General features: G+C 38.4%; 24 protein-coding genes, 1 pseudogene and 1 riboswitch. Of the genes and pseudogenes, 22 read left to right on the forward strand and 3 right to left on the reverse strand.

What is annotated here, in order from left to right:
• Nucleotides 1-27: 27 nt before the first annotated feature.
• From AA0017_RS06065 to tnpA, 8 genes are all read left to right on the forward strand, one after another.
• On the forward strand, nucleotides 28-594 hold the full coding sequence (locus AA0017_RS06065; protein WP_413380178.1) for a 5-formyltetrahydrofolate cyclo-ligase: 567 nt from the start codon (nucleotides 28-30) through the stop codon (nucleotides 592-594).
• On the forward strand, nucleotides 591-1,376 hold the full coding sequence (locus AA0017_RS06070) for a DUF92 domain-containing protein (protein ID WP_413380179.1): 786 nt from the start codon (nucleotides 591-593) through the stop codon (nucleotides 1,374-1,376). Before AA0017_RS06065 ends, AA0017_RS06070 begins: the two co-directional genes overlap by 4 nt.
• Before the next feature lie 36 nt (nucleotides 1,377-1,412).
• The gene (locus tag AA0017_RS06075) at nucleotides 1,413-2,435 is read left to right on the forward strand and encodes a ThiF family adenylyltransferase (RefSeq protein ID WP_413380180.1); all 1,023 of its coding nucleotides are present in this window, start codon (nucleotides 1,413-1,415) and stop codon (nucleotides 2,433-2,435) included.
• A 315-nt stretch (nucleotides 2,436-2,750) separates the two neighbouring features.
• Nucleotides 2,751-4,136: a Na+/H+ antiporter NhaC gene (gene nhaC / locus AA0017_RS06080; protein WP_413380181.1), complete on the forward strand. Its 1,386-nt coding sequence runs from the start codon at nucleotides 2,751-2,753 to the stop codon at nucleotides 4,134-4,136.
• 43 nt (nucleotides 4,137-4,179) lie between these two features.
• Nucleotides 4,180-4,386 carry a sodium:proton antiporter gene (locus AA0017_RS06085; protein WP_413380182.1) on the forward strand — a complete coding sequence of 69 codons (207 nt, stop codon included), beginning with the start codon at nucleotides 4,180-4,182 and terminating at the stop codon, nucleotides 4,384-4,386.
• Between the two features lie 150 nt (nucleotides 4,387-4,536).
• Nucleotides 4,537-5,265, forward strand: a complete 729-nt coding sequence (locus AA0017_RS06090; RefSeq protein ID WP_413380183.1) for an HAD family hydrolase — start codon at nucleotides 4,537-4,539, stop codon at nucleotides 5,263-5,265.
• Nucleotides 5,266-5,270: 5 nt separating this feature from the next.
• Nucleotides 5,271-6,824, forward strand: coding sequence for a rhomboid family intramembrane serine protease (locus tag AA0017_RS06095; RefSeq protein ID WP_413380184.1), 1,554 nt, complete (start codon nucleotides 5,271-5,273; stop codon nucleotides 6,822-6,824).
• Between the two features lie 254 nt (nucleotides 6,825-7,078).
• Entirely contained in the window at nucleotides 7,079-7,570 is a 492-nt protein-coding gene (gene tnpA, locus AA0017_RS06100) for an IS200/IS605 family transposase (RefSeq protein WP_413374543.1), read from the forward strand.
• A 45-nt stretch (nucleotides 7,571-7,615) separates the two neighbouring features.
• Here tnpA and AA0017_RS06105 read toward each other — a convergent pair whose 3' ends face one another.
• Nucleotides 7,616-8,452 (reverse strand): hypothetical protein, encoded by an 837-nt coding sequence (locus AA0017_RS06105; protein WP_413380185.1) that lies wholly within the window; start codon nucleotides 8,450-8,452, stop codon nucleotides 7,616-7,618.
• A 139-nt stretch (nucleotides 8,453-8,591) separates the two neighbouring features.
• Here AA0017_RS06105 and AA0017_RS06110 point away from each other — a divergent pair, with 139 nt between their 5' ends.
• A complete protein-coding gene (locus tag AA0017_RS06110; RefSeq protein ID WP_413382430.1) occupies nucleotides 8,592-10,013 on the forward strand; it encodes a spore germination protein in 1,422 nt (473 codons plus the stop codon).
• Between the two features lie 425 nt (nucleotides 10,014-10,438).
• On the opposite strand, the gene AA0017_RS06115 is transcribed toward AA0017_RS06110, so the two are convergent.
• Nucleotides 10,439-10,840, reverse strand: a complete 402-nt coding sequence (locus tag AA0017_RS06115; RefSeq protein ID WP_413380186.1) for a YueI family protein — start codon at nucleotides 10,838-10,840, stop codon at nucleotides 10,439-10,441.
• Between the two features lie 157 nt (nucleotides 10,841-10,997).
• Here AA0017_RS06115 and AA0017_RS06120 point away from each other — a divergent pair, with 157 nt between their 5' ends.
• The 13 genes and pseudogenes from AA0017_RS06120 (at nucleotide 10,998) to AA0017_RS06180 (ending at nucleotide 21,892) form a co-directional block, all read left to right on the forward strand.
• Nucleotides 10,998-11,510 carry a hypothetical protein gene (locus AA0017_RS06120; RefSeq protein ID WP_413380187.1) on the forward strand — a complete coding sequence of 171 codons (513 nt, stop codon included), beginning with the start codon at nucleotides 10,998-11,000 and terminating at the stop codon, nucleotides 11,508-11,510.
• A gap of 103 nt (nucleotides 11,511-11,613) precedes the next feature.
• Entirely contained in the window at nucleotides 11,614-11,817 is a 204-nt protein-coding gene (locus tag AA0017_RS06125; protein ID WP_413380188.1) for a YqgQ family protein, read from the forward strand.
• A 13-nt stretch (nucleotides 11,818-11,830) separates the two neighbouring features.
• Entirely contained in the window at nucleotides 11,831-12,820 is a 990-nt protein-coding gene (locus tag AA0017_RS06130) for an ROK family glucokinase (protein WP_413380189.1), read from the forward strand.
• 78 nt (nucleotides 12,821-12,898) lie between these two features.
• Nucleotides 12,899-14,314 carry an aspartate ammonia-lyase gene (aspA, locus tag AA0017_RS06135; protein ID WP_413380190.1) on the forward strand — a complete coding sequence of 472 codons (1,416 nt, stop codon included), beginning with the start codon at nucleotides 12,899-12,901 and terminating at the stop codon, nucleotides 14,312-14,314.
• 300 nt (nucleotides 14,315-14,614) lie between these two features.
• The gene (locus AA0017_RS06140; RefSeq protein WP_413380191.1) at nucleotides 14,615-15,724 is read left to right on the forward strand and encodes a hypothetical protein; all 1,110 of its coding nucleotides are present in this window, start codon (nucleotides 14,615-14,617) and stop codon (nucleotides 15,722-15,724) included.
• Nucleotides 15,725-15,786: 62 nt separating this feature from the next.
• A riboswitch (TPP riboswitch) is annotated at nucleotides 15,787-15,896 on the forward strand.
• A gap of 84 nt (nucleotides 15,897-15,980) precedes the next feature.
• Nucleotides 15,981-16,604: a thiamine phosphate synthase gene (gene thiE / locus AA0017_RS06145; protein WP_413380192.1), complete on the forward strand. Its 624-nt coding sequence runs from the start codon at nucleotides 15,981-15,983 to the stop codon at nucleotides 16,602-16,604.
• A gap of 5 nt (nucleotides 16,605-16,609) precedes the next feature.
• Nucleotides 16,610-16,807 carry a sulfur carrier protein ThiS gene (gene thiS, locus AA0017_RS06150; protein WP_003321626.1) on the forward strand — a complete coding sequence of 66 codons (198 nt, stop codon included), beginning with the start codon at nucleotides 16,610-16,612 and terminating at the stop codon, nucleotides 16,805-16,807.
• 4 nt (nucleotides 16,808-16,811) lie between these two features.
• A complete protein-coding gene (locus AA0017_RS06155) occupies nucleotides 16,812-17,588 on the forward strand; it encodes a thiazole synthase (protein ID WP_413380193.1) in 777 nt (258 codons plus the stop codon).
• Between the two features lie 118 nt (nucleotides 17,589-17,706).
• Nucleotides 17,707-18,816 (forward strand): glycine oxidase ThiO, encoded by a 1,110-nt coding sequence (thiO, locus tag AA0017_RS06160; protein WP_413380194.1) that lies wholly within the window; start codon nucleotides 17,707-17,709, stop codon nucleotides 18,814-18,816.
• A 17-nt stretch (nucleotides 18,817-18,833) separates the two neighbouring features.
• A complete protein-coding gene (gene thiD / locus AA0017_RS06165) occupies nucleotides 18,834-19,646 on the forward strand; it encodes a bifunctional hydroxymethylpyrimidine kinase/phosphomethylpyrimidine kinase (RefSeq protein ID WP_413380195.1) in 813 nt (270 codons plus the stop codon).
• 558 nt (nucleotides 19,647-20,204) lie between these two features.
• Nucleotides 20,205-20,792, forward strand: coding sequence for a hypothetical protein (locus AA0017_RS06170; protein WP_413380196.1), 588 nt, complete (start codon nucleotides 20,205-20,207; stop codon nucleotides 20,790-20,792).
• A 23-nt stretch (nucleotides 20,793-20,815) separates the two neighbouring features.
• Nucleotides 20,816-21,496, forward strand: a pseudogene (locus AA0017_RS06175) (DUF1385 domain-containing protein); the annotation flags it as partial.
• An 87-nt stretch (nucleotides 21,497-21,583) separates the two neighbouring features.
• Nucleotides 21,584-21,892 (forward strand): MTH1187 family thiamine-binding protein, encoded by a 309-nt coding sequence (locus AA0017_RS06180; protein ID WP_003321620.1) that lies wholly within the window; start codon nucleotides 21,584-21,586, stop codon nucleotides 21,890-21,892.
• A 316-nt stretch (nucleotides 21,893-22,208) separates the two neighbouring features.
• Here AA0017_RS06180 and AA0017_RS06185 read toward each other — a convergent pair whose 3' ends face one another.
• The gene (locus AA0017_RS06185) at nucleotides 22,209-22,634 is read right to left on the reverse strand and encodes a GNAT family N-acetyltransferase (RefSeq protein ID WP_413380197.1); all 426 of its coding nucleotides are present in this window, start codon (nucleotides 22,632-22,634) and stop codon (nucleotides 22,209-22,211) included.
• Between the last annotated feature and the right edge of the window lie 24 nt (nucleotides 22,635-22,658).

Here is a 22,658-nt window from a genome sequence, read left to right on the forward strand (position 1 = left end):
TACTTTGGAAAAGGGTGTGATTTTCAAATGGAGACAAAGAAAAAACAATTAAGAGATCAGGTCAAATTAGAGCGTCAGCAGTTAACGGAAGATACATATCTAGAATGGTCCAAGCAAATCCATAAACGGTTACAAAACATAGATTACTGGAAAAAAGCTGAAGTTGTCGCGATGTCATTTTCGATTCATTTTGAAGTCGATACAATAGAACTAATAAAAGAATGTTGGAGAGAGTCCAAAAGAGTGGTTCTGCCACGAGCGAACTTTTTAACAAAAGAGTTATTTTTTTATGAAGTAACGAGCTTTGAGCAGTTAGAAGAAACAAAGTTTAGTCTGAAAGAGCCGAATGTGGAGAAAACGAATCAGATCGGTATAAACGAGATCGATTTTATTCTTGTACCTGGAGTTGCTTTTAGTAAAAGGGGAGAAAGATTAGGATATGGTGGTGGGTTTTATGATCGTTTTTTAGCTCAGACTAATATTCCTAAAGTCGCACTAGCCTTTTCTTTCCAACTTTTTGAGCAGATCCCTGTGGAAACACATGATCAACGAATGGACCTAATTGTGACAGAAAATGAAGTGATCAGTCGATGATTGTTCAATTTATCGGAGTCCTTATGTTAGCCATTATGTCGTTTTGGTTGAAGAAATTGACTTTATCAGGAGCGATTTGTGCGGTTATAGTTGGTTTTATGATTTCTTGGGGTTTAGGTTTAAATGGTTTACTCATTTTAGCGGCGTTTTTTATTAGCTCCATTGTTTGGAGTTCGTTATTCAAAAGAAATAAAGAAAATGAAGTAGATAAGAAGGATAAAGCTCGTGACGGTTGGCAAGTTTTAGCCAATGGTGGGGTTGCCGCTGTACTTGCTCTTTTATACGGAATTTTTGAAATAGACATGTTTCTTTTCACTTTTATTGTTTCTATGGCTGCCGCTACTTCTGATACGTGGGCTTCTGAAATTGGGAGGCTAAGCCGAAAAAAACCAATAGATGTACTTTCCTTTCAAAAAGTGAAACAAGGGACTTCTGGTGCGATGAGTTTATTGGGGACAATGGCAGCTGTTGTTGGAAGTGTATTCATTGTGTTATTCGCTCTATCGTTATGGGGATATGAGGTATCGTTTTCTGTTGGACTTGTTTTATTGTTAATCTGTGCTGGTTTTTTTGGTAATTTGGTCGATACGTATGCTGGGGCTTTAATCCAAATAAAATACCGTTGTCCAAATTGTGAAACGATAACGGAAAAAACCGAGCACTGTCAGCAAAAGACGGTACATTATAAAGGGTTTTATGGATTTAATAACGAAACGATCAACTTTTTATGCACATTTTCTGGTCCGGTCTTCTTTTTTGCGATTTTTGGGTGGCTCAGCTAAACTATACGATAGGAGAAAAAAGAGGAGAGAAGGTACATGGCAGAAAATAAATTTGAACGATATTCAAGGCAAATGCTTTTTCCAGGCATTGGTGAAGAAGGACAAGAAAAATTAAATAATGCAAGGGTGTTAATTGTTGGCGTTGGAGCATTAGGAACGGTTTTAGCGAATCATCTTGTTCGAGCAGGAGTTGGTTTTGTTCGGATTGTTGATCGTGATTATGTCGAAAAAAGCAATTTACAACGCCAAATGCTATTTGATGAAGAAGATGTGAACTTAGCTTTACCGAAAGCCGTGGCGGCCAAACAGCGATTAGAGAAAGTGAACTCTGCTGTGGAGATTGAAGCAATCGTAACGGATGTTAATGTAACGAACATCGAAGAGATGATGGAGTCTATTGACTTAGTGTTTGATGGTACAGACAATTTTTCGACTCGTTTTTTATTGAATGATAGTTGTTTTAAAAAAGGCATCCCATTTGTATATGGAGGGGCGGTAAGTGCGCGAGGCATGTCTGCGTTATTTATACCTAAAGAAACGCCTTGCTTACGCTGCTTTATTCAACCGGGCGATGGCAATGGCCAAACATGTGATACGATCGGGGTTATTAGCCCAGTTGTTGATATCGTTTCTTCCTTTCAAGTTGTCGAAGGAGTGAAATACTTAGTTGGACAAAAGGACAAACTGCGAAATACGTTAAAAACGTTTGATTTATGGAATAATTATGATTATGAAATGAAAATGACGAAGAAAAAAGAAACATGTCCTGTTTGTCAACATGGGGAATTTCCAGCTTTGGAAGCACAAGCAACAGATGCTGTCACAACTTTATGTGGTAGAGAAACCGTGCAAATTGCCAGAAATCAGCACATGGATTTAACCGTTTGGGCAACACGCCTTGAAAAAGCAGCAACCGTCAAAAAGACTCCCTTTTTATTACAAGTTCAATTAATAGAGGGAGAAAGACTTGTTATTTTCCCAGATGGACGAATATTAGTTCAAGGAACAGAAGACTTGATAAGAGCCAAAAGCTTATATAGTAAATATATTGGCGATTAACTGTTTATATTAATAGTAGGTGCTGTCCTAAAAGCCCTTAAATAGAAAAAGCCTATGTATTTTACTCGTTATAATAAAATACATAGGCTTTAATTATTGTTGCATGAGGTTGGCTAGATGACCATGGAGCGGCATTTTACCTCTTACTTTATAACATTCATTCCTATTTTTATTATTGTGACAATTAAGGAATCAATTGACGAGCTTTTAGAAATCGAGTAGTATATCTTTTATTACTATATCTACTTTAATGCATAAAAGCGTAAAAGCTTGAAAGTGTAAAAGTTGCTTGTTGGACAAAGGGAGAGAACAGCGATGGTACAAACAGAAAAAAAGAAAAATCCTTCATTTTTTGAATCGATCTTAATGGTTGTTTTAATGTTAGTCGTTATGGTTTATAGTATCTTTTATTTAAAGGTCGAGCCACATTTGCCATTATTAATTAGTTTGATTTTATTTTTAATACTAGGCTTTAAAAATAAATATAGCTGGTCTGAGCTTGAAGAAAGTATGATTGATGGAATAAAAGTAGGCTTAAAACCGTTGCTTATTTTAGCAATCGTTGGAATGATCATTGCTGTTTGGATGTTGAGTGGTACGGTCCCGACATTGATTTATTACGGCCTTCAGGTTATTTCGCCACAATGGTTTACGATTAGTGCTTTAATGATTTGTATTCTTGTGTCTACTTTTACAGGAAGTTCTTTTACAACGGTTGGTACAATTGGGGTGGCGATGTTTGGGATTGGAACAGCATTAGGCATTCATCCGGCTTTAGTAGCAGGTGCGGTTATATCTGGAGCTTGTTTTGGTGATAAAATGTCTCCATTATCTGATACAACTAATTTTGCGGCAGGAATTGCTGGAATTGATTTATTTGAGCATATTAAACATTTATGTTGGACGATGATACCGGCATTACTCATTACGGTTTCGATTTATCTCTTGATTGGGAATGGTGATGCTGTTGCAAGTATTGAAACGACAAATACGCTAATGTTAAGTTTACAGCAAGAGTTTAAGATTAGTTGGCTTACTTTATTATCACCACTTATCGTTGTATTGTTAGCGGTGAAAAAGAAACCGACGATTTTTGTTCTAATAGTTGGTGTTATAACAGGAATATTGACTGCGCTTTTTGTTCAAGGAATTATGAATCCAACTGTTTGGTTGGAAACTTTGCAGTCTGGTTATACGGCACCTATTGCGAATGAAACCATCGCTGGAATCGTTAATCGTGGTGGGCTGCAATCGATGATGTGGTCGATTTCCCTTGTTATGATTGCTCTAGCCCTTGGTGGAGTCATTCAAAAGATTGGTCTATTAGATAAGTTGTTACAGATGATGATATCAAAGTTGAAACGTCAAGGAGACGTTATAGCAGCTACAGCATCAACTTCCATTGCAGTGAACACATTAACAGGAGAGCAATATTTAAGTGTTCTTATTCCAGGTAAATTGTTTCCTGGTTTATATGAAAAGCATAAGTTACACCGTAAAAATCTTGCGCGAACTTTAGAAGATGCGGGAACATTAGTGAATCCATTAATTCCATGGGGAATAAGTGGGGCCTTTTTTGCAAGTGTGCTTGGGGTGTCGGTTGTTGAGTACTTTCCTTATGCGATTTTCCTCTTTATATCTCCTATACTGACGATTGCTTTTGGTTATTTAGGAATTGGGATTTCTACTCATAACGAATAAAATCTTTTTTTTATCAAAAGCTATCGTTACGAGGAGGGATATGATGGAGCGCACATTTTTATCATTTGTCGGAAGCATGATTGCCTTGTATTTTGGTTATAAATATCGTTATCGCTTAATCAATATGCTTTTAAAAAGACGCTGGTTAAGAAGGGTAGCTGTTGGTTTTGCGATGCAAATTCCGCTTGTAAGGGAGCAAATGATTGGTTCTATTTTTTCAACGCCTTCTAAAAGAGTAGAACCTGTTTAAAAGAGTTTCGTCCGTCCGATCATCTTCGGGCGGATTTATTTTTGTTGCATACATAATGATAATTAAATGAAGAAATGATTCGCTCACACAAGGGACATTACTGTTATCCTTTTTGGTTGTGCTGATATAATAAAAGAGGGGTGGTGGATTTTGAAAAAAGACCTTGTGACATTTGATCTCGATCAGACTTTGTATGACTTTAACTTAACGTTTGAACAGGCAATGGAGACAAGTTTTTTGAAACAATCTGGACAGGAGTCTATTCCTTTTTCACAATGGTTTCGTTGTTTTCAAGAGGAAAATAAGAAGCTTTGGCCAGCCTTTGAGTCGGGGCAACTTGATATACATATATTTAGACAGAAAAGATACTTTAACACGATGACACATTTTAATAGAGTGCCAACGATAGAAGAATCGGAACAATTTCATCAAGATTATTTAAGGAGCTTTTATGAAAAAATGAGTCCTTTTGATGGTGTTTTTTCTCTTTTGGACTTTTTAAATAAAAAGGAATATATGCTTGGCCTGATCTCAAATGGTCCAGCAGATACACAGTATGAAAAAATTAAAAAATTGGGGCTGGGGAGCTATTTTAATCGTGAGAATATGTTTATATCGGAAGAAGTAGGCATCGCCAAACCAAACCCGAACATTTTTTATGAATGTGAAAAAAAGCTTGCCCCTATTAACGGGTCCAAAGTACATGTTGGTGATTCATGGTCACATGATGTGATGGGGGCAATGAACGCTGGATGGCAAGCTATTTATTTTAATCATAACGATAAAGAAAGACCAATAACAGAGCTAAATAAGGCGGTTATGGACATCCATCACCTTAATGAACTCGAACTATGGTTTAAAGCAAAATGGAAAGGGTGATGCAATTGGATTCCTTAAGACATGATTACCGGTTTTGGAGCCTTGTCCACGACCTTGTCTTTCGAAAGAACTGTCAGCTTTTATTTCATAAAGGGGAAGAAGTATGGCTGGAAGATGATTCTGTTAAACCGACAAGAATTTTTCGGATTGTCCGTAAAGATTTAGACTGGGCTAATCGCTACAAGGAAGAGATGATAGCAACGGCCAAAAAAATGGAATTGATTCGGAGGGAAAGGCGGCTTAGGGAAGTTCAAGCGGAAAATATTTATGTCACGGTTCTTCCGCCAGTTGATGATTATTCAAGTTTAACTTCGCCATTATATGTTGGCAAAAAGAAAAAAACAGTCGTTCACACTAGTTTTATTTTTCAAGATGAAGAGACGAAGGGAGCTATTCTATCTGAACGACTATTGCAGAGCGGCTTTTTACTAAGTAATCTTCCGGTTGATGTAGAGCTTGAACCGATGCAATTGGATGCAAAAATAGTCACGTTAAAATATGAGTTAAAGTTGTATGCTGATAAAAAGAAAAAAGAGGAAAAGGAGCTTTTTTCTTTCGGGAAGCCATTTATTACTTACGCCCTTTTGGTGATGAACGTCTTTATATTTATTTTAATTGAATTATATGGTGATAGTGAATCGATATTGACTTTGGTTGAGGTGGGGGCTAAATATAGTCCGCTTATTTTGGACGGGGAATGGTGGAGAATCATTACCTCGATGTTTATCCATATTGGCTTTTTGCATCTACTAATGAACAGTCTAGCCCTTTATTTTCTAGGGACTTTAGTAGAGAGGATTTATGGTTCTTTTCGGTTTGTTTTTATCTATTTCATCGCTGGGGTTTTAGGGACTCTTATCAGCTTTTGGATGAATTTATCGATCGGAGCAGGTGCTTCTGGAGCAATTTTTGGCTTATTTGGTGCTTTGCTCTATTTCGGATTAAATCACCGGAAACTCTTTTTTCAAACGATGGGTGCGAATGTTTTAATCGTCTTAGTGATTAATCTGGCTTTTGGTTTTCTTATTCCAGTCGTCGATAATAGTGCTCATGTAGGTGGCTTAATAGGTGGGTTTCTCGCGGCCTACTTTATTCAACTTCCAAAACAAAAGAAGTCAGTTAAACAACTAATAGCGGTAGCCATTTTGTTTAGTATGAGCCTTGTTCCATTTCTTTTTGCGGATGCTTTATTACAAAAGGATGAATTTGATTTATTAGAGGCTCAAATCGCTTATTTGTATATAGAAGAGGAAAAATTGGCAGAAGCCTACACCTTTTTAGAAAGACCATACGCACGAGGAACAGATGTAGGCGAAATTTATTTTTATTTAGGTTATTTAAAAATAAAGGATGAAGAGATACCAGAAGCGAAAGTGCTCTTTGAACAAGCGCTAGAAAAAAATCCGAATTTACACCCTGCTTATTTTAATTTGTCTTTAATTGTTGAAGCTGAAGGAGACTATGATAAGGCATTAGAGTATATTCAAAAAGCGATTGAACTGAACCCAGACCGTGAGGAACAGTATAGTGAACGTTTAAAAGAGCTTGAAACGCGTTAACTTAGTCTATTCTTTGTTTAAGTAAAATCGGGTCCCCTTCCCTTGTCCGAAAGGTAATATACACTTCACCTGCCTCTTTCGGAAAGAGGAGGTGAGGAACGGTGCTTCCAAGCGCACTTATTGTGGAAATGAAAACCCTAGGCTCGGCCTAGGGTTCCAAAAAGCTTAGAGCGAGGTATTAAAAAAACTCCCCCGAGGTGCTAAAATATATTTTGGTTCGCCAACCAGAATATCAAGCATACGGAGGAGTTTTCATGTCAAAAGACACTAACAGTTTAGCACACACAAAGTGGAATTGTAAGTATCATATTGTGTTTGCACCCAAATATAGGAGGCAAGCTATTTATGGGAGACTAAAAAAAGATATAGGTGAAATTTTAAGAACCTTGTGTGAACGAAAGGGTGTAGAGATTATAGAGGCAACAGCCTGCGTAGACCATATACATATGTTGGTTAGTATTCCGCCTAAAATAAGTGTGTCTTCATTTGTGGGCTATTTGAAAGGGAAGAGCAGTTTAATGATTTTTGATCGACATGCCAACCTAAAATATCGATATGGAAATCGTAAATTTTGGTGTACCGGTTTCTATGTAGATACGGTAGGGAGAAATAAGAAAGTGATACAAGAATACATCAAAAATCAAATACAAGATGATATAGTGGCCGAACAATTGAGTCTTTTAGAATATGTCGACCCATTTACAGGTGAAGAACTAAAAAAGAAGAAGAAATCATACAAAAAGTAGGCCTTTGAGGTCTGGCCAGTAAAAGGAGTACACATGGCGAACCGTTCAGTAGCCCTTTAGGGTTTGGTCAGTAACAAAGGCTTTCAGCCGTAGAGCAAACCACCCGTTATCACGGGTGGTTTTGATTTCCGTACCATCAGGCTTTTGAATGTTCAATACGTATTCTTTATATAACCCTTCCCACAAACCGCCGAGAAAATCGGTGGTTTTTTCTTTGGGGATGCCAGGAAACCCTTCCTCTAAATAAAGGGGGAGATCCGTTAACGGGATAGCTATATAATTTTCTGGGTTAAGATTAAAGTATTTTAGGAGTTCTTGCCTGTCATAATGTTGTTTTTGTGTAATGATATAATCGATTGTTCGTTTGCTTTCTTTCTCCTCTAATGTTTGTGGCTCTTTAAAGGCATAAATTTTACTAAGGGGAGAATCAATCACATACAGTTCATCGTGACTGAGAGCTTGAGCACTTTTGATCGAATCATTCCCTTGATGAAGTTCCGCATAGTGGAAAGTAATCGCTTGATATCGCCCGCTCTCTTCTCCAGTTACCTCTTTTGTTTGCAAAATGGCTTCGGTGTTTTCTTTCCATGTTGATAAAACATCCTTCAAAAATCCATCCTCAAATAATAACGAGACATCTTGTCTTAAATAGCTTTTTTGGTCAAGCATTGAGTGAGTTTCCCATGTTAATACATATTCCTTTTCATTTTTAACCGAGGATAAATCTAATTCTGTTCTGATTTCAATGTATCTTGTATTTGGATCAGGTGGAAAATACGTGAGCGTTTCTTTTGGTTTAGGATCTTGAAAATAAAATAGGAGAAAAAGGCTCATGCTAAGAGAGAGAAAAAGGACGATAGGAATTGTGGCAATACGTTTCATGGAGTCCTCCATTTCATGGCGTGTTGCCACATTTATATGTTGGCTTGTCTTGGATTATACCTTAACGCTGGCTCGTGAAGCCTGTAAGTGAATAAGAGGAGGGAATAATGTGGTGAAGAGAAAAGTTTCAACGAGTTATATGGAGAATTTGGAATACTTAAAAAAACAGCTTGGTGTTGAAGAAAGTATGGACATGATCTGCTTAGAGATGAAACATGCGGATCGCCACATGGCCTTTTTTGTTGTCGATGGATTTGCCAAAGACACGGCTTTAACAGAAATTCAAGAGCAATTATCGAGAACGACTGAAAAAGAAGTCAAGCTCGATCCGTTAAAAGCCTTGATTCAAAGTCGGATTCCTTATATTGAAATTGATACGGAAAATGATCTAGATAATGTGGTTGACCAAGTCTTAGCTGGTCCGACCGCTTTGCTTGTCGAAGGTATTTCTGAAGTTATTATTATTGATACGAGAGAGTATCCGGTTCGTGGTCCTGAGGAGCCAGATACCGAGCAGGTTATTCGTGGCTCAAAGGATGGATTTGTTGAAACGCTAGTCATGAATGCTGCCCTTATTAGGAGGAGAATTAGAGACCGGACTTTTCGAGTAGAGTATGTTCAAGTCGGCCGTCGTTCGAAAACCGATATTACCCTCTGTTATATAGGCGATATTGCTGATAAGGAAATGATTGAGGATATTAAAGATTCTTTAGAAAAAATTGATACAGATGGGTTGCCAATGGCCGATAAGACGATTGAGGAATTTGTCTTTGGCCATCATTATCAGCCGTATCCACTTGTCCGTTATACGGAAAGGCCAGATGTCGCAGCAACTCAGCTCTTTGAAGGGCATGTCGTCATTCTCGTCGATGGTTCTCCAAGTGCGATGGTGGCACCGACCACCTTTTGGCACCATTTACAACATGCAGAAGAGTATAGACAAAAGCCTATTATTGGAGCAGGGCTTCGGTTAGTACGATTTGTTGCTGTTTGGGCTTCGATTTTTTTAATGCCTTTATGGTTTTTACTCGCTGATAATAGTCAATTTGTACCGGAGACTTTGTCTTTTGTTGGTGCTGAGGAAGGTGGGACTGTTCCATTATTTGCTCAGTTTTTGGTGGCGGAAATTGGGATTGAAATGCTGAGGATGGCCTCGATTCATACACCTAATGCGTTAGCGACGGCATTAGGACTCGTTGCGGCCTTATTAATTGGCGAAGTCGCGATTGAAGTTGGGTTATTTTCTCCTGAAGTCGTTTTATATTTAGCGGTTGCGGTCGTCGGTTCATTTGCAACCCCAAGTTATGAACTAAGTTTGGCGAATCGCTCCATTCGAGTGGCTCTCTTAGTGTTAACAGCTCTTTTTGGTTTAGGTGGATTTCTATTTGGAACGACATTATGGATCATCATGCTCGTTCGAATTGAAAAGTTTGAGACGCCGTATTTTTGGCCCTTTATCCCTTTTAACGCTCGTGCGTTACGAGACGTTATTTTACGAGCCCCAATGCCACTGAAAAATCGGCGGCCGACAGCGATTCATCCGAATGATCCAGATAGGTAAATTAGGACGAATGAGAAAGACAGGGAGCAACGCCGGCCGTTAAGAGAGGCCACTGAAAAAGTTTCAACATCAGCTTTTTCTTAGAAATTAGATTTCCAAGTAGATAATCGCTCATGGGTTTAAACTGTTTTTTCATGATCCAAAACGGAGCCAGCGGAATACCCGGAGACTCCTGCGGGAGAAGTGAAACACGGGAGACCCCGCAGCGATTAGTCGCGAGGAGGCTCCCGGTTCACCCGCGGAACGCGTAGGGTATGCAGCTGGCGGAGTAATCCAAAACATCCAAACTAACTTTAACTAACAGGACTTTTTCAGTGGCCTCCGTTAAGAGAGTTTGGTTGGGTCGAGGATGATGTGTAAAAAAGCGAGAGTAACGCCGCTAAAGTGGGCTTGACCAAGATGATGTGAAAAAAAAGCACCGTCATTTATTTACGGTGCTCTTCCATGTCGCGTTCATACCATTCATCTTCAATAAAAATTTGCTCTAAGTCAATGGCTCTTCGTTCGGTAGCGAGAACGAGTCCGAATGGAGTTGGATAATTGGGGGTCGTAATGGTAAAACGAATGCCTTTTGAATTGGCGATTTTGACGTATTTAGAATAAGTAGAGTAGGGGAGGTGCCCGTTTATAAACAGTTGCAAATCTTTTTCTTTTTCCATCGTTTGAATAATTTCATTGTATAATCCGTTTCTTTGTACTTGGGTTAATGTTAAAGCGAAAAAAATTCGTTCGGCTATCGTTGTTAAAAAGAGGTTTCGCTCTTCCAATTTCACTTGGGGCGTACCACGCAATGCATAATCCATCTTTTCTTGAACTTTTTCATTCATAAAAATCTTCCTCCTAAATTCAATGATTCCGCTTTTCTTGTCCTTTTTTGCTTATCTATACATATCATATCATAAGAAGAATTTTCTTATGTGTCTGTCAGGTGAAAATGAGCTTAAACGTTCGAACAAGAATTGTAGAAAAAGGGAGGAACTTTTTATGATTGCCTTTTCAGTCCTTTTCTTTGTGTTTATATTAGGGGTGACGATTGGTGGCTTATTGGCAGCAGGTAAACATCCACCTTCTTTATTCCTCTATGGTTTATTTACATTTGCTTTTCTTGTTGTTTGTTTTATCGGAATGATTGTTGGATTATTATTTCCTTCTTTTCTAATTGGGTTTTGGTTTATTGAATTTATCATTTGTGTGCTCACTTTTCTGTTTATTTGGGCAGCTTGTACGAGGTTTCACCCAAGTTTCGGTTTCTTTTTTGTTCAGGAGAAGATTGTATTAAATTTATTGTTTTTCCTCTTCTTCTTTATGGGTTTTGAATGGGGGATATTCGATTTTCGAGCGTTCTTTACGATTTTTGCAAGTTTAGTTTTCGCGATTGCTTTGTTTATTGGGATATTTATTCAATGGCAGCTAAGGCAAAAATTTTGGCAATTTCCGTATGCTGTTTACTTACCTTGTGTCTGGTTATTCATTATCGCGGTCATTAAAATATTTTAAAATAAATTCAAAGTAGTTATTGCAGTATTTTAATTATTCTAATTTTAGTAGAATCCTTTCCGTTCTAAGGTTAGGCTGTTATAATGTCTTTGAGGTGAGCAGTATGAAAACGTTTTATGATCTCTTGCAGCTTTTAAAAAAGTTTGGCATTTTTATTTATACTCGCGACCGCAAAATGGACCTCCAACTTATGGAGAAAGAAGTGCATGAACTACATAATTGGGGTATGATTGATACACAAACATTTCAGCAGGCATTGCTCATTTTAAGAAAAGAGCTCAGTCAAGCAAAAGAAACGAAATTGTAGAAGGTGGAGTAGGATGACAAATAAGTGGTATGTTGGTATTGATATCGGGGGAACAACGATAAAAATGGCTTTTATTACTGAAACTGGGGAAATCACTACAAAATGGGAAATTCCAACAAATACTGAGGAGCAAGGGATCCAAATTCCGCAAGATATTGCCGCAGCGATCCGGCTTAAGCTTGATGAATTAGGGGAGAGTTCACAAAAGTTATCCGCGATTGGATTAGGAGCTCCAGGTTTTATTGAAATGGAAACAGGGTTTATTTATAAAGCGGTTAACATTGGATGGAATGACTTCCCACTAAAGGAAATATTGGAAAAAGAAACAGGTCTTCGTGTAACGGTTGATAATGATGCCAATGTGGCGGCCTTAGGTGAAATGTGGAAAGGTGCAGGAGATGGTGCATCTGATTTACTTTGTGTGACACTTGGAACAGGTGTTGGAGGAGGAATCATTTCAAACGGTAAGATCGTGCACGGGGCGAACGGAATGGCTGGAGAAATTGGTCATATTACCGCGATAGCTGAAGGTGGGGTCTCTTGTAATTGTGGGAAAACGGGCTGCATTGAGACTATCGCATCAGCGACTGGAATTGCTAGGCTTGCTGAGACCGGGTTGGTCCAACGTCCTGAAAGCAGATTGCAATCCATTTTAGTAAGTGACGGTGAAATAACGGCAAAGGATGTATTTGAAGCAGCTGAGGCTGGCGATTCTTTTGCGAATGAAATTGTCGAGAAGGTTTCCTTTCATTTAGGGTTAGTCATAGCAAACTTAGCTAATTCGATTAATCCCCATAAAATCGTGATCGGTGGTGGCGTTTCTAAAGCTGGGAATGGTTTATTAACACCGTTAACCACACAATTTAATCGTTTTGCCCTTCCGCGTGTTGCAGAGAGTGCTGAGATTGAAGTTGCGACACTTGGGAATGATGCTGGAGTGATCGGGGCAGCTTGGCTTGCCAAAATCTCTTCACCAACCCCTCTAAATGAACATACTGTATAATGTAAAGGGACAATCTATAAATAATACGAGCAAAATCAAATAGAAAGAAATTCAGCCTGATGAAGGAGAAGAAATCGAATGACAGAATATCGAATTGAACGAGATTTACTTGGAGAAAAGGAAGTTCCAAAGGATGCCTATTATGGAATCCAAACGATGCGAGCTCGTGATAATTTTCCTATCACAGGATACCCGCCACATGAGGAACTAATTAAAGCTTTCGGATACGTAAAAAAAGCAGCGGCGATGGCTAATCGTGATGTTGGTGTTTTGCAGAAAAAAATTGCAGGAGCAGTCATTTTAGCAGCGGAAGAAGTAATCGAAGGAAAGCTTTCCGAGCATTTTATCGTTGATTCTATCCAAGGGGGAGCCGGAACTTCTTTTAATATGAACGCCAATGAAGTGATTGCTAACCGTGCCATTGAAGAATTAGGTGGAAAAAAGGGCGAGTATATGAAAGTTAGCCCTAATACACATGTCAATATGGCTCAATCAACAAATGACGCTTTTCCAACGGCGATTCATATTGCATGTTTAAATTTATCAAAAGGGCTCATTCAAACATTAAACGAGTTAATTGAAGCAATCAAAAAGAAAGAAGCAGAATTTGACGATGTTTTAAAAATGGGAAGAACGCATTTACAGGATGCCGTTCCGATTCGTCTTGGACAAGAGTTCGGTGCTTATCGCCGAGTCCTTACACGTGACTTAAAACGTATTGAGCGTTCCGTTGGCCACTTGTATGATATCAATATGGGAGCGACTGCTGTTGGAACAGGTTTAAATGCGAAACCGGAGTATATTGAGAAGGTTTCTAAATACCTTGCTGAAATTACTGGATTTCCATTAAAGACAGCAGAAGATTTAGTGGATGCGACTCAAAATACAGATGCTTATACAGAGCTATCAAGTGCGTTGAAAATTATGGCGATTAACTTATCAAAAATAGCAAACGACTTACGTCTCATGAGTTCTGGTCCAAGAACAGGATTAAATGAGATTAACTTACCAGCTCGACAACCTGGATCATCTATTATGCCTGGAAAAGTGAATCCTGTAATGTGTGAAGTGATTAATCAAATTTCGTTCCAAGTTATCGGAAATGACCATACGATTAGTCTTGCTTCCGAAGCAGGGCAGCTAGAATTAAATGTGATGGAACCAGTTCTTGTGTTTAACTTATTACAGTCATTCACAATTCTTCAAAACGGAATGGATGTTTTCCGTAAATTTGCCATTGACGGCATAACCGCTAATATCGAGCATTGCCGTGAAATGGTAGAGCATAGTGTCGGGATTATCACTGCGATTAATCCTCATGTTGGTTATGAAGTTGCTTCACGAGTCGCTAAAGAAGCGATTGAAACGGGTCGCTCTGTACGTGAAATTTGTTTAGAACGTGGTATTTTATCGGAAGAAGAATTAAATGAAATCTTAGATCCGAAAGAAATGACGAATCCTGGAATTGCTGGAGCCCGTTTTATTTATGGGTAATATTGTTCTATAAAGATGGGACTGTCTCTTAAAGTCGTCAAATGACCTTAAGTGGATAGTCCTTTTTTGTTTTCAAAATATGTTCTCCTCATTACAATCTGTTTTTAATAAAATTTGTCTAAAAAGTATAAAAAATGATAAAACGTATTCAAATCACGCAGATATGATATTTCAGGCTTAAAAAAACCTTAAAACTTATCCAGTTATGAAATTTTTACTAATCATTTAGTCTTATCAATTGTATAGTCCATATGAACATGGGATAATAGGTTGAATGAAATGGAATGAAGGTGATGTCATTTGAAATTCATCAAGACATTTCTTCTTTTAGTCCTATTATCAGGCTGTACGATTTATCATAGTCAACCATTACCTGAAGCTTATAACGATCTGAGAGAAAAACAGCAAGTGACAGAGCATTATTGGGAAAGTTCTGTCATCATTCCTTATCAATCTACTTACCCTTTTTATAATGTCATAGGCTGGCTTGATTCAAGAACAATTTTAACCCTAGAAGAGTCTGAGAATGGGTCGAAAATAAGTCATTATCATCTATTTAGTAGTGAAAAGGCCATATTTTATGAAACGCCGCACATCGTTTATGATGTTCATATAAATTCAAATCAGTCGATCATTGCCATTCAAGAGTTTAATCAAGAGAAGCAGACGGTCGATCTTTTATTTTTAGATAGTTCTGGGGAATTGTTAATGAAATTAGAGGGGTTTGGTGAACAATACAATGTATATTTCCATCCGGATAATAAAAACGAAGTCATAGTGACTGCTTTTTTACCGGACTGGCAACATGAATCCTATTATGTGGATATCTGGACAAATAAATTGTTGCCAATCACAATTGAGGCAGCGTATGTTCAATGGTTACCAGATGCTCATTTGGCTTATATAAAGAGGGGAATAGACGATATGAACGTGGTTGCTCCATTATATCGTTATTCGATTAAAGGAAATAAAGAAGAATATACGAATAAAGATTTGATTGAGTATCAATATTTCGGGAATTCATTGTCTTTGCATATTGCGGTGGAGACGATTTATGATGAGAATTCGGTTTATTCCTTTTATCGGGATTCCAAGCATGTAAAAGATTTAGAAATACCGATTTTAAGTACTCACTCTAACCAGTGGTGGATCCCATTTTTTGATTATGGAAAAAAAACGAACTTTTTTTATTATTTCAAGCCTAAGTATAGTAGTGATTATTATAGCTATGATCAAGGGTTTGAATTAAGACAATTCTCGCTTGAAACCGGTGAAGACAAGTTTTTAATGGAATGGCAGGAAAATGTGCCATTACAATTGTCACCAGATGAAAACTTTTTACTCATAGGTACCCAGTTCGAACAAATTCTACGTTTAGATGATCTTGAGATATCAGTGAGTATTGAATAGTCTTTCCCTTGATTTTTATTGGGCATCTGTCATAATGAAAGGGTAAATAATTTTATATTTTACGAGAAAACTAGGGGTGCTTATCTTGAATAAGCTGAGAAAAAGGTGGTTCCTTTTACCCTTTTAACCTGATCTGGATCATACCAGCGTAGGGAAGTTGATGCTTGTTATGATTTTGTATGAGTAGCCGCGCTTCTTTCCTATTGAATGAAGTGTGGTTTTTTATATTTTGTTAAAAATGTAGGAGTGATAAAACATGAAAGATTTTCGTTTATATGCGATTACTGGAGAAGAATTTCACACTGGAAGAGACCTGATTGAAGTAATGGAAGAGGCCATTCTAGGTGGGGTGGATATTATCCAGTTGAGGGATAAAGAGAGTTCAAGAAAAGTTGTCTTTGAAAAAGCAAAGAAATTACGTGAACTGACGAAAAAACATAATGTGACGTTTATTGTGAATGATTATATTGATATTGCTTTAGCAGTAGATGCCGATGGAGTGCATATTGGACAAGATGATATGCCACTAGCTGATGTACGAAAGCTTGTTGGACCAGATAAAATGATTGGTGTTTCAACACATGCTGTCGAAGAGGCGAAAGAGGCAGAAGCTGGTGGAGCTGATTATATTGGCGTTGGACCGATTTTTCCAACGAACAGCAAAAAGGATGTAGTCGATCCTGTTACGACTGCATACATTCAAGAAGTGAAAGAGGTTGTGGAAATTCCTTTTGTTGCGATTGGCGGAATCAAACTCCATAATGTCGGACAAGTAATTGAGGCTGGGGCAACAAGAATTTGTATGATTAGTGAAATTGTTGGGGCCGAGGATGTCAAAGGGACAGCCGAGAAATTTATTAAAATCCTTGACGGAGTGTGATTGAAGTGGAATTAACGATTAATGGTAAAAAACATGAATTAAATGTTATGACATTAGAAGAGGTCGTTTCTCATTTTGAACTTGAATCCCATCTTGTCGTCACCGAAGTGAATGGCAAAATTATCGAACGAGATGAGTGGGCAAAAACAAAGGTTGAAGCGGGTACGGAAATTGAGCTCGTCCATTTTGTAGGAGGCGGTTGAACCAATGAAACGAAAAACATTAGAAATAGCAGGGAAACAATTAAATTCACGCTTTTTTTTAGGCACAGGAAGGTATCCGAATCCATTTGTTCAGAATGAGGCGATTCGTGTATCGGAAGCAGAGGTGTTGACATTTGCGATTAGACGTGTGAATTTAGAAGCTCCCGAAGAGGATGCGATTTTACAACATCTTGAGCCTGGAGCGTTTACGTATTTACCGAACACATCCGGTGCCACGAATGCAGAAGAGGCCATTCGGATTGCTCGATTAGCAAAGGCATCAGGTATTAGTAATTGGATCAAAATCGAAATAAGTGCCAATGAAAAGACACTATTGCCTGATCCAATAGAAACGTTAAAAGCGACAGAAATTTTGGCAAACGAAGGGTTTGTTGTCTTGCCATATACATCGGATGATCCTATTCTTTGTAAAAGGCTTGAAGAAGCAGGTGCAGCTGCCGTTATGCCGGGTGGTGCCCCGATTGGTTCAGGATTAGGCGTTCTTAATCCGTACAACATCGGCTTAATAGCAGAAGAGAGCAATGTACCTATTATCGTTGATGCTGGATTAGGCAGTACGATGGATATTACACAAGCAATGGAATTAGGCGTCGATGGGATTCTAATGAATACTCCTGTCGCTAAAGCAAAGGATCCAGTCAAAATGGCAAAAGCGATGAAGTTGGCTATTGAAGCAGGGCGTCTATCGTATGAAGCAGGTCGGATTCCGAAAAAGAAATATGCGACGGCAAGTAGTGGATTTGCAGAATTTCAATTGTAGTGCATGGACGACAAAGAAACAAAGCGTGAAATATCCGATTGGTTAATGAGCTTTTTGTGAAGATAACAAATTCATAGATAGACTATATAACAATGATGTCTTTAGGGGCGTGTAGACAATGGGGAAAGAAATAATTGTTCTTGGTGGAGGCGTCATTGGATTATCTGCCGCTTTCGAATTAAAAAAACGAGGATTTAATGTAACGGTTTTAGAGAAAAATAAATGTGGTGGACAAGCATCGGGGGCAGCAGCAGGAATGCTTGCCCCTCTTTCTGAAATTGGCGAAGATCCAGATGACTTTTTTAAGCTGAGTTTAGAAAGTTTACGATTATTTGCTGACTGGCAGAATGAGATAAAAAATGTTTCAAACGAAGACTTTGAATATAAAGAAAGTGGAAGCTTACACGTTGTCTATCATGAAGCTGATCTTCTCGCACTTCAAACTCGCCTTGCTTGGCAGAGTCAATGGGGTGTAACAGCAGAACTTTTAACGGCTGAACAAGTGAAAGAGAAAGAACCTGAGTTATCTGATGAAATTATCGCTGCCATGTATTATCCAGAAGAGAGCCATGTGTATGCACCTGGCTATGTGAAAGCACTGGAGGCAGCATGTAGACAATTGGGTGTCGAGATTTATGAAAACTTAGGCAAAGTAGAGCTTAATGAAGTAGATAAAAGTGTTTTATTAAAAAGTGATGATGGTCAACAGTTTGAAGGTGACGAACTTATTATTTGTTCTGGAGCGTGGGCAAAGGAATTAGAAGACTTTTTTGCTCTTTCGATTCCTATTTACCCGATTAGAGGACAGATTTGTGCTTATGAATTGGAGCGGGAGCGAGTTCGTCATATCGTCTATTCGAGCCAAGGATATGTCGTACCTAAAGCGAATGGAACACTTGTTAACGGTGCTTCTGAAGACATTGCTGGTTTTCAAACCGATGTAACAGAAAAAGGGATTTTTCGTTTAACGAATTGGAATCATCACATCTTTTCTTTTCTAAAAACACTTAAACCGTTTCATACTTGGGCAGGATTGCGTCCGGCTACTCAGGACGGGTACCCATTTATTGGGCAATTAAAACAAGCTAAAAATGTGATTTTTGCGGCGGGACATTACCGAAATGGGATTTTATTAAGTCCAATTACAGCCAAAATCGTTGCCGACTTAGTGGAAGGAAAGCCGACACTTGTCCCAATCGACCGATTTTCCCCAGAAAGATTTTCTTAATGCAAGGAGGTAAAAAAATGCATATAGCGAAAACATTAACGATTGCAGGTTCTGATAGTAGTGGTGGGGCAGGAATACAAGCAGACTTAAAAACGTTTCAAGAGCTTGAGACATTTGGGATGAGTGCCATTACCGCAATAACAGCCCAAAATACATTAGGCGTACACGGTGTTTATCCACAACCTGTAGAGGCAATTGAAGCTCAGTTAGATGCTGTCTTATCTGATATCGGAGCAGATGGGGTTAAAACAGGAATGTTGTTTTCGGCTGAAATTATTGAACTTGTCGCCGAAAAAGTGAAAGAATATCAGTTAAAAAACATCGTAGTCGATCCGGTCATGATTGCTAAAGGTGGAGCGACCTTGTTACAACAAGAAGCGATAGATGCGTTAAAAGAAAAGCTGTTACCAGTGGCAACAGTGATTACGCCTAATTTACCAGAAGCACAAGCTATCTTAGATTTAGAAAAAGAGATTACAAGCATTGAAGAAATGGAAGAAGTATCCAGAGCGCTGTATGAGCTAGGGCCAGAGTATATTTTATTAAAGGGTGGTCACTTAACGGAAGGACCGGCACTTGATTTATTATATGATGGAAAAGAAATGACCAAATATCATGTGGAACGAATCGATACAAAGCATACGCATGGGACAGGTTGTACGTTTGCTGCCGCTATTGCCGCCGAACTCGCCAAAGGATCAGAAATTAAAGAAGCCGTTCAAGTGGCGAAAGACTTTATTACAGCAGCAATCTCGGACTCCATTCAGTTAGGAACAGGTATTGGACCAACAAACCATCATGCTTATCAACGATTAAAGAGAAAGTCATGACGTTTCATTTTTAGGTGAATATAGATATCAATGTGTTTTGAGCGATGGGGACCCGTCGCTCATTTTCTATTATTGTCGTGCTCTATCCATTGTAAAATAGTTAGAATTATTTGTTTTTTTACAGGTTATCCTTTGATAAAAGGAGGGAGTCTACTTAAAAGGTCTCTACTTCATCTTTTGAGAGAAAATCTAAGGTCATTAACTATCTGATTAAGTTGGCTTTCAGTGTTTCTTTTTTTAAAAGCTAAAACGGAGGGAGCGGAACGCGTAGGGCATGCAGCGAGCGGAGTAGGCTAACTAATGGAACTAAATTTTACTGAATAGACCTTTTTTTAGTAGGCAAAGTGGCAGGCGATGTTCATCCTAATTTACATATCAACGCCAGCCACGCGACATTCAGTCGGCATTTCTCTAGTTATATTTAGAAACAAAAGGGAACTTTACCTAATTTACAAAATGTCTATTCGTATTTAGCTACATGGCTAAGCGATGCTTTTGATCAAGGTTTAAGGTATAATGAGCGTTGTGGGAACTAGTTTATATGAGGAGAGACAAAAAATGTTGGAAGGAAACAAAGCGTTATATATTTTACCAGGAATTTTAATCGTCTTGATGATTGTTGGGGGAATGTTTTTTCTAAATGATAATGAAGGGGTCACCAACGAAGAATTAATAGATGAAATCGAATTGAACGTTGCATTTCATCAAGGTGATGACAGTGTAACCGTCAGAGCTAACTGGGATTGGACGGTTGCCCCAGCTGATGGTTTAAATGGAGATGATTACCTCGGGGTCGTCTTTTATAATGAAGCTGGAGAGCCTGTAGAAGACTATTCGGTCGTTGAGAGTGAGTTGCAATTGTTCTATTCTGATGAAGTAATTGAGCAATCACATGCAATTGAAGGAGAAAATGGGCTTATTTTTACATTTACGAATCAATTAGATGAGCATATTAGTTATGGGAACTTAGGAGAAGCTGTCGTAATAATAGAATCGGATGAGATTGTTTCGGCAGAGGTATTTTTATTACATACATGGGTGAACCATTCACCACTTGTTTCAGCAGATGCGACTTTTGAAACGGTCGAGTTTGAACGAGGATCAGGAATTCCATATTGGGTTTTAAATGTGAGTACGAGGGAATGAGAGTAAGGAGTGGGATATAAAAGATGGCTGTTATTAGAGGATTGTCCTTTCAAGCAGGGATTTTCTTTATCGGTCAAGAGCATGTTGCCTGTGCTTATCATCACAAAGGAAAACTCCAAAAATGGATTAAACCACTAAGTATTAAAACGATGAGTCGGATGATTTATCAAGTGACAACTACTTTACCGATGTGGCTTAAACTTTTTTCGACCGTTTATCTGGCTTTAATTTTGGGGCCAAAATTGATTCAAGTCGTATACCCACTCGCTTTTAATGGCTTGCCTTTTTATTTTTTGATTTATTTTATGTTTGGTACTCACTTTATTTTTCCAAGGGAATTAAAAAAATACCATGGAGCTGAGCATAAAGTTTTTAGTGATCGAGGTAGGAAAATTAGGGCTCGAATAGCGAGAATTAAAAAAGCAGAGATTACGAATCGAAATTGTTCCACAAATGCGGTTGTAATTTATTTTTTGGCCGTCCTTTTTTTAACGATGATCTTTAACCTATTTATTAATGTATCTTTTTCATCGAGTATTATGTATGCTTCTTATGGTGCTGTACTAGTGGTCCCACTTGTGATTTGGTTAATGAAGATGAAAAAGATGAAGCGACTAAGAAAATTTGTTTTAGGAATCTCTTATTGGCTACAGCGAAAATGGACGACTGAAGAGCCAGAACGAATGCACTTAATCGCTGCGATTGAATCGTACAGGCTATTGGCATTAGAAGAGTTTCCAGAACATCTTGAATTGAAAAGAATCAAACTTAAAGTAGAGGAGAGAAAGCAATTGGCTATTGTAGATGTAACGGTTGTACCGATTGGAACCGATAATCCAAGTGTGAGTGAGTATGTAAGTGAAATTCAAAAGGTGTTGCAAACATATGAAGGCAAAATTACTTTTCAATTAACCCCGATGAGTACTTTGATTGAAGGAGAGCTGCCTGTATTGTTTGAAGTGATTCAAGCGATTCATGAAGTTCCATTTGAAAAAGGCTGCTCCCGTGTCGCAACCAATATCCGTATTGATGACCGAAGAGACAAAGCAACAACTTTAAAAGGAAAGCTAGAATCCGTTGCGAGAGAGTTAGAAAAATAGTAAATAGAAAAACCTAACAGAGGGGCCCCATTGTTAGGTTTTTCTCGCTTCTAGGCAAACGCCTTCCGTTTTTCGTGTCTAACTGCAGGCGTTAGAAGCTCGAGAAAAATCGGTCTGCCTATAAAGTCAAAAAGCGACTTTTTAGTCAGCCCTGTATTTTTTCTCGCTTCTAGGCGAACGCCTTCCGTTTTTCGTGTCTAACTGCAGGCGTTAGAAGCTCGAGAAAAATCGGTCTGCCTATAAAGTCAAAAAGCGACTTTTTAGTCAGCCCTGTATTTTTTCTCGCTTCTAGGCGAACGCCTTCCGTTTTTCGTGTCTACATCGTTTTTATCATGGTTACATGAGGGATTCCGGCATCTAAAAACTGTCCTGAAACGGTTTCGAATCCTAATTTTTGATAAAAAGGTTCAGCTTGTATTTGGGCATTTAATTTCGCTTTATTTAGCTGGCGTTCTTTGATTTCATCTAATAAAATATTCATTAATTCAAGGCCAATCCCTGTGCCTCTAGCTGCTTGAACGATGCAAACACGCTCAATTTTTCCGGAACCATCTATTTCGCGCAGACGTGCAGCTCCAATGGCTTCATGTTCATCATTATAAACAACAAAATGAGTAGCTTCATCTTCATATTGGTCAATTTCTTCTTCTATAGGGACATTCTGTTCTCCTACAAATACTTCTTTACGTACTCGATAGGCGTCCTCTAGTTGTTTTTGTGTGTTTACTTTTTCTATGTTCATTTCATGCTAACCTCCACTATCTAG

Source organism: Alkalihalobacillus phoenicis (assembly GCF_047302405.1).
Taxonomy (GTDB): domain Bacteria; phylum Bacillota; class Bacilli; order Bacillales; family Bacillaceae_D; genus Alkalihalobacillus.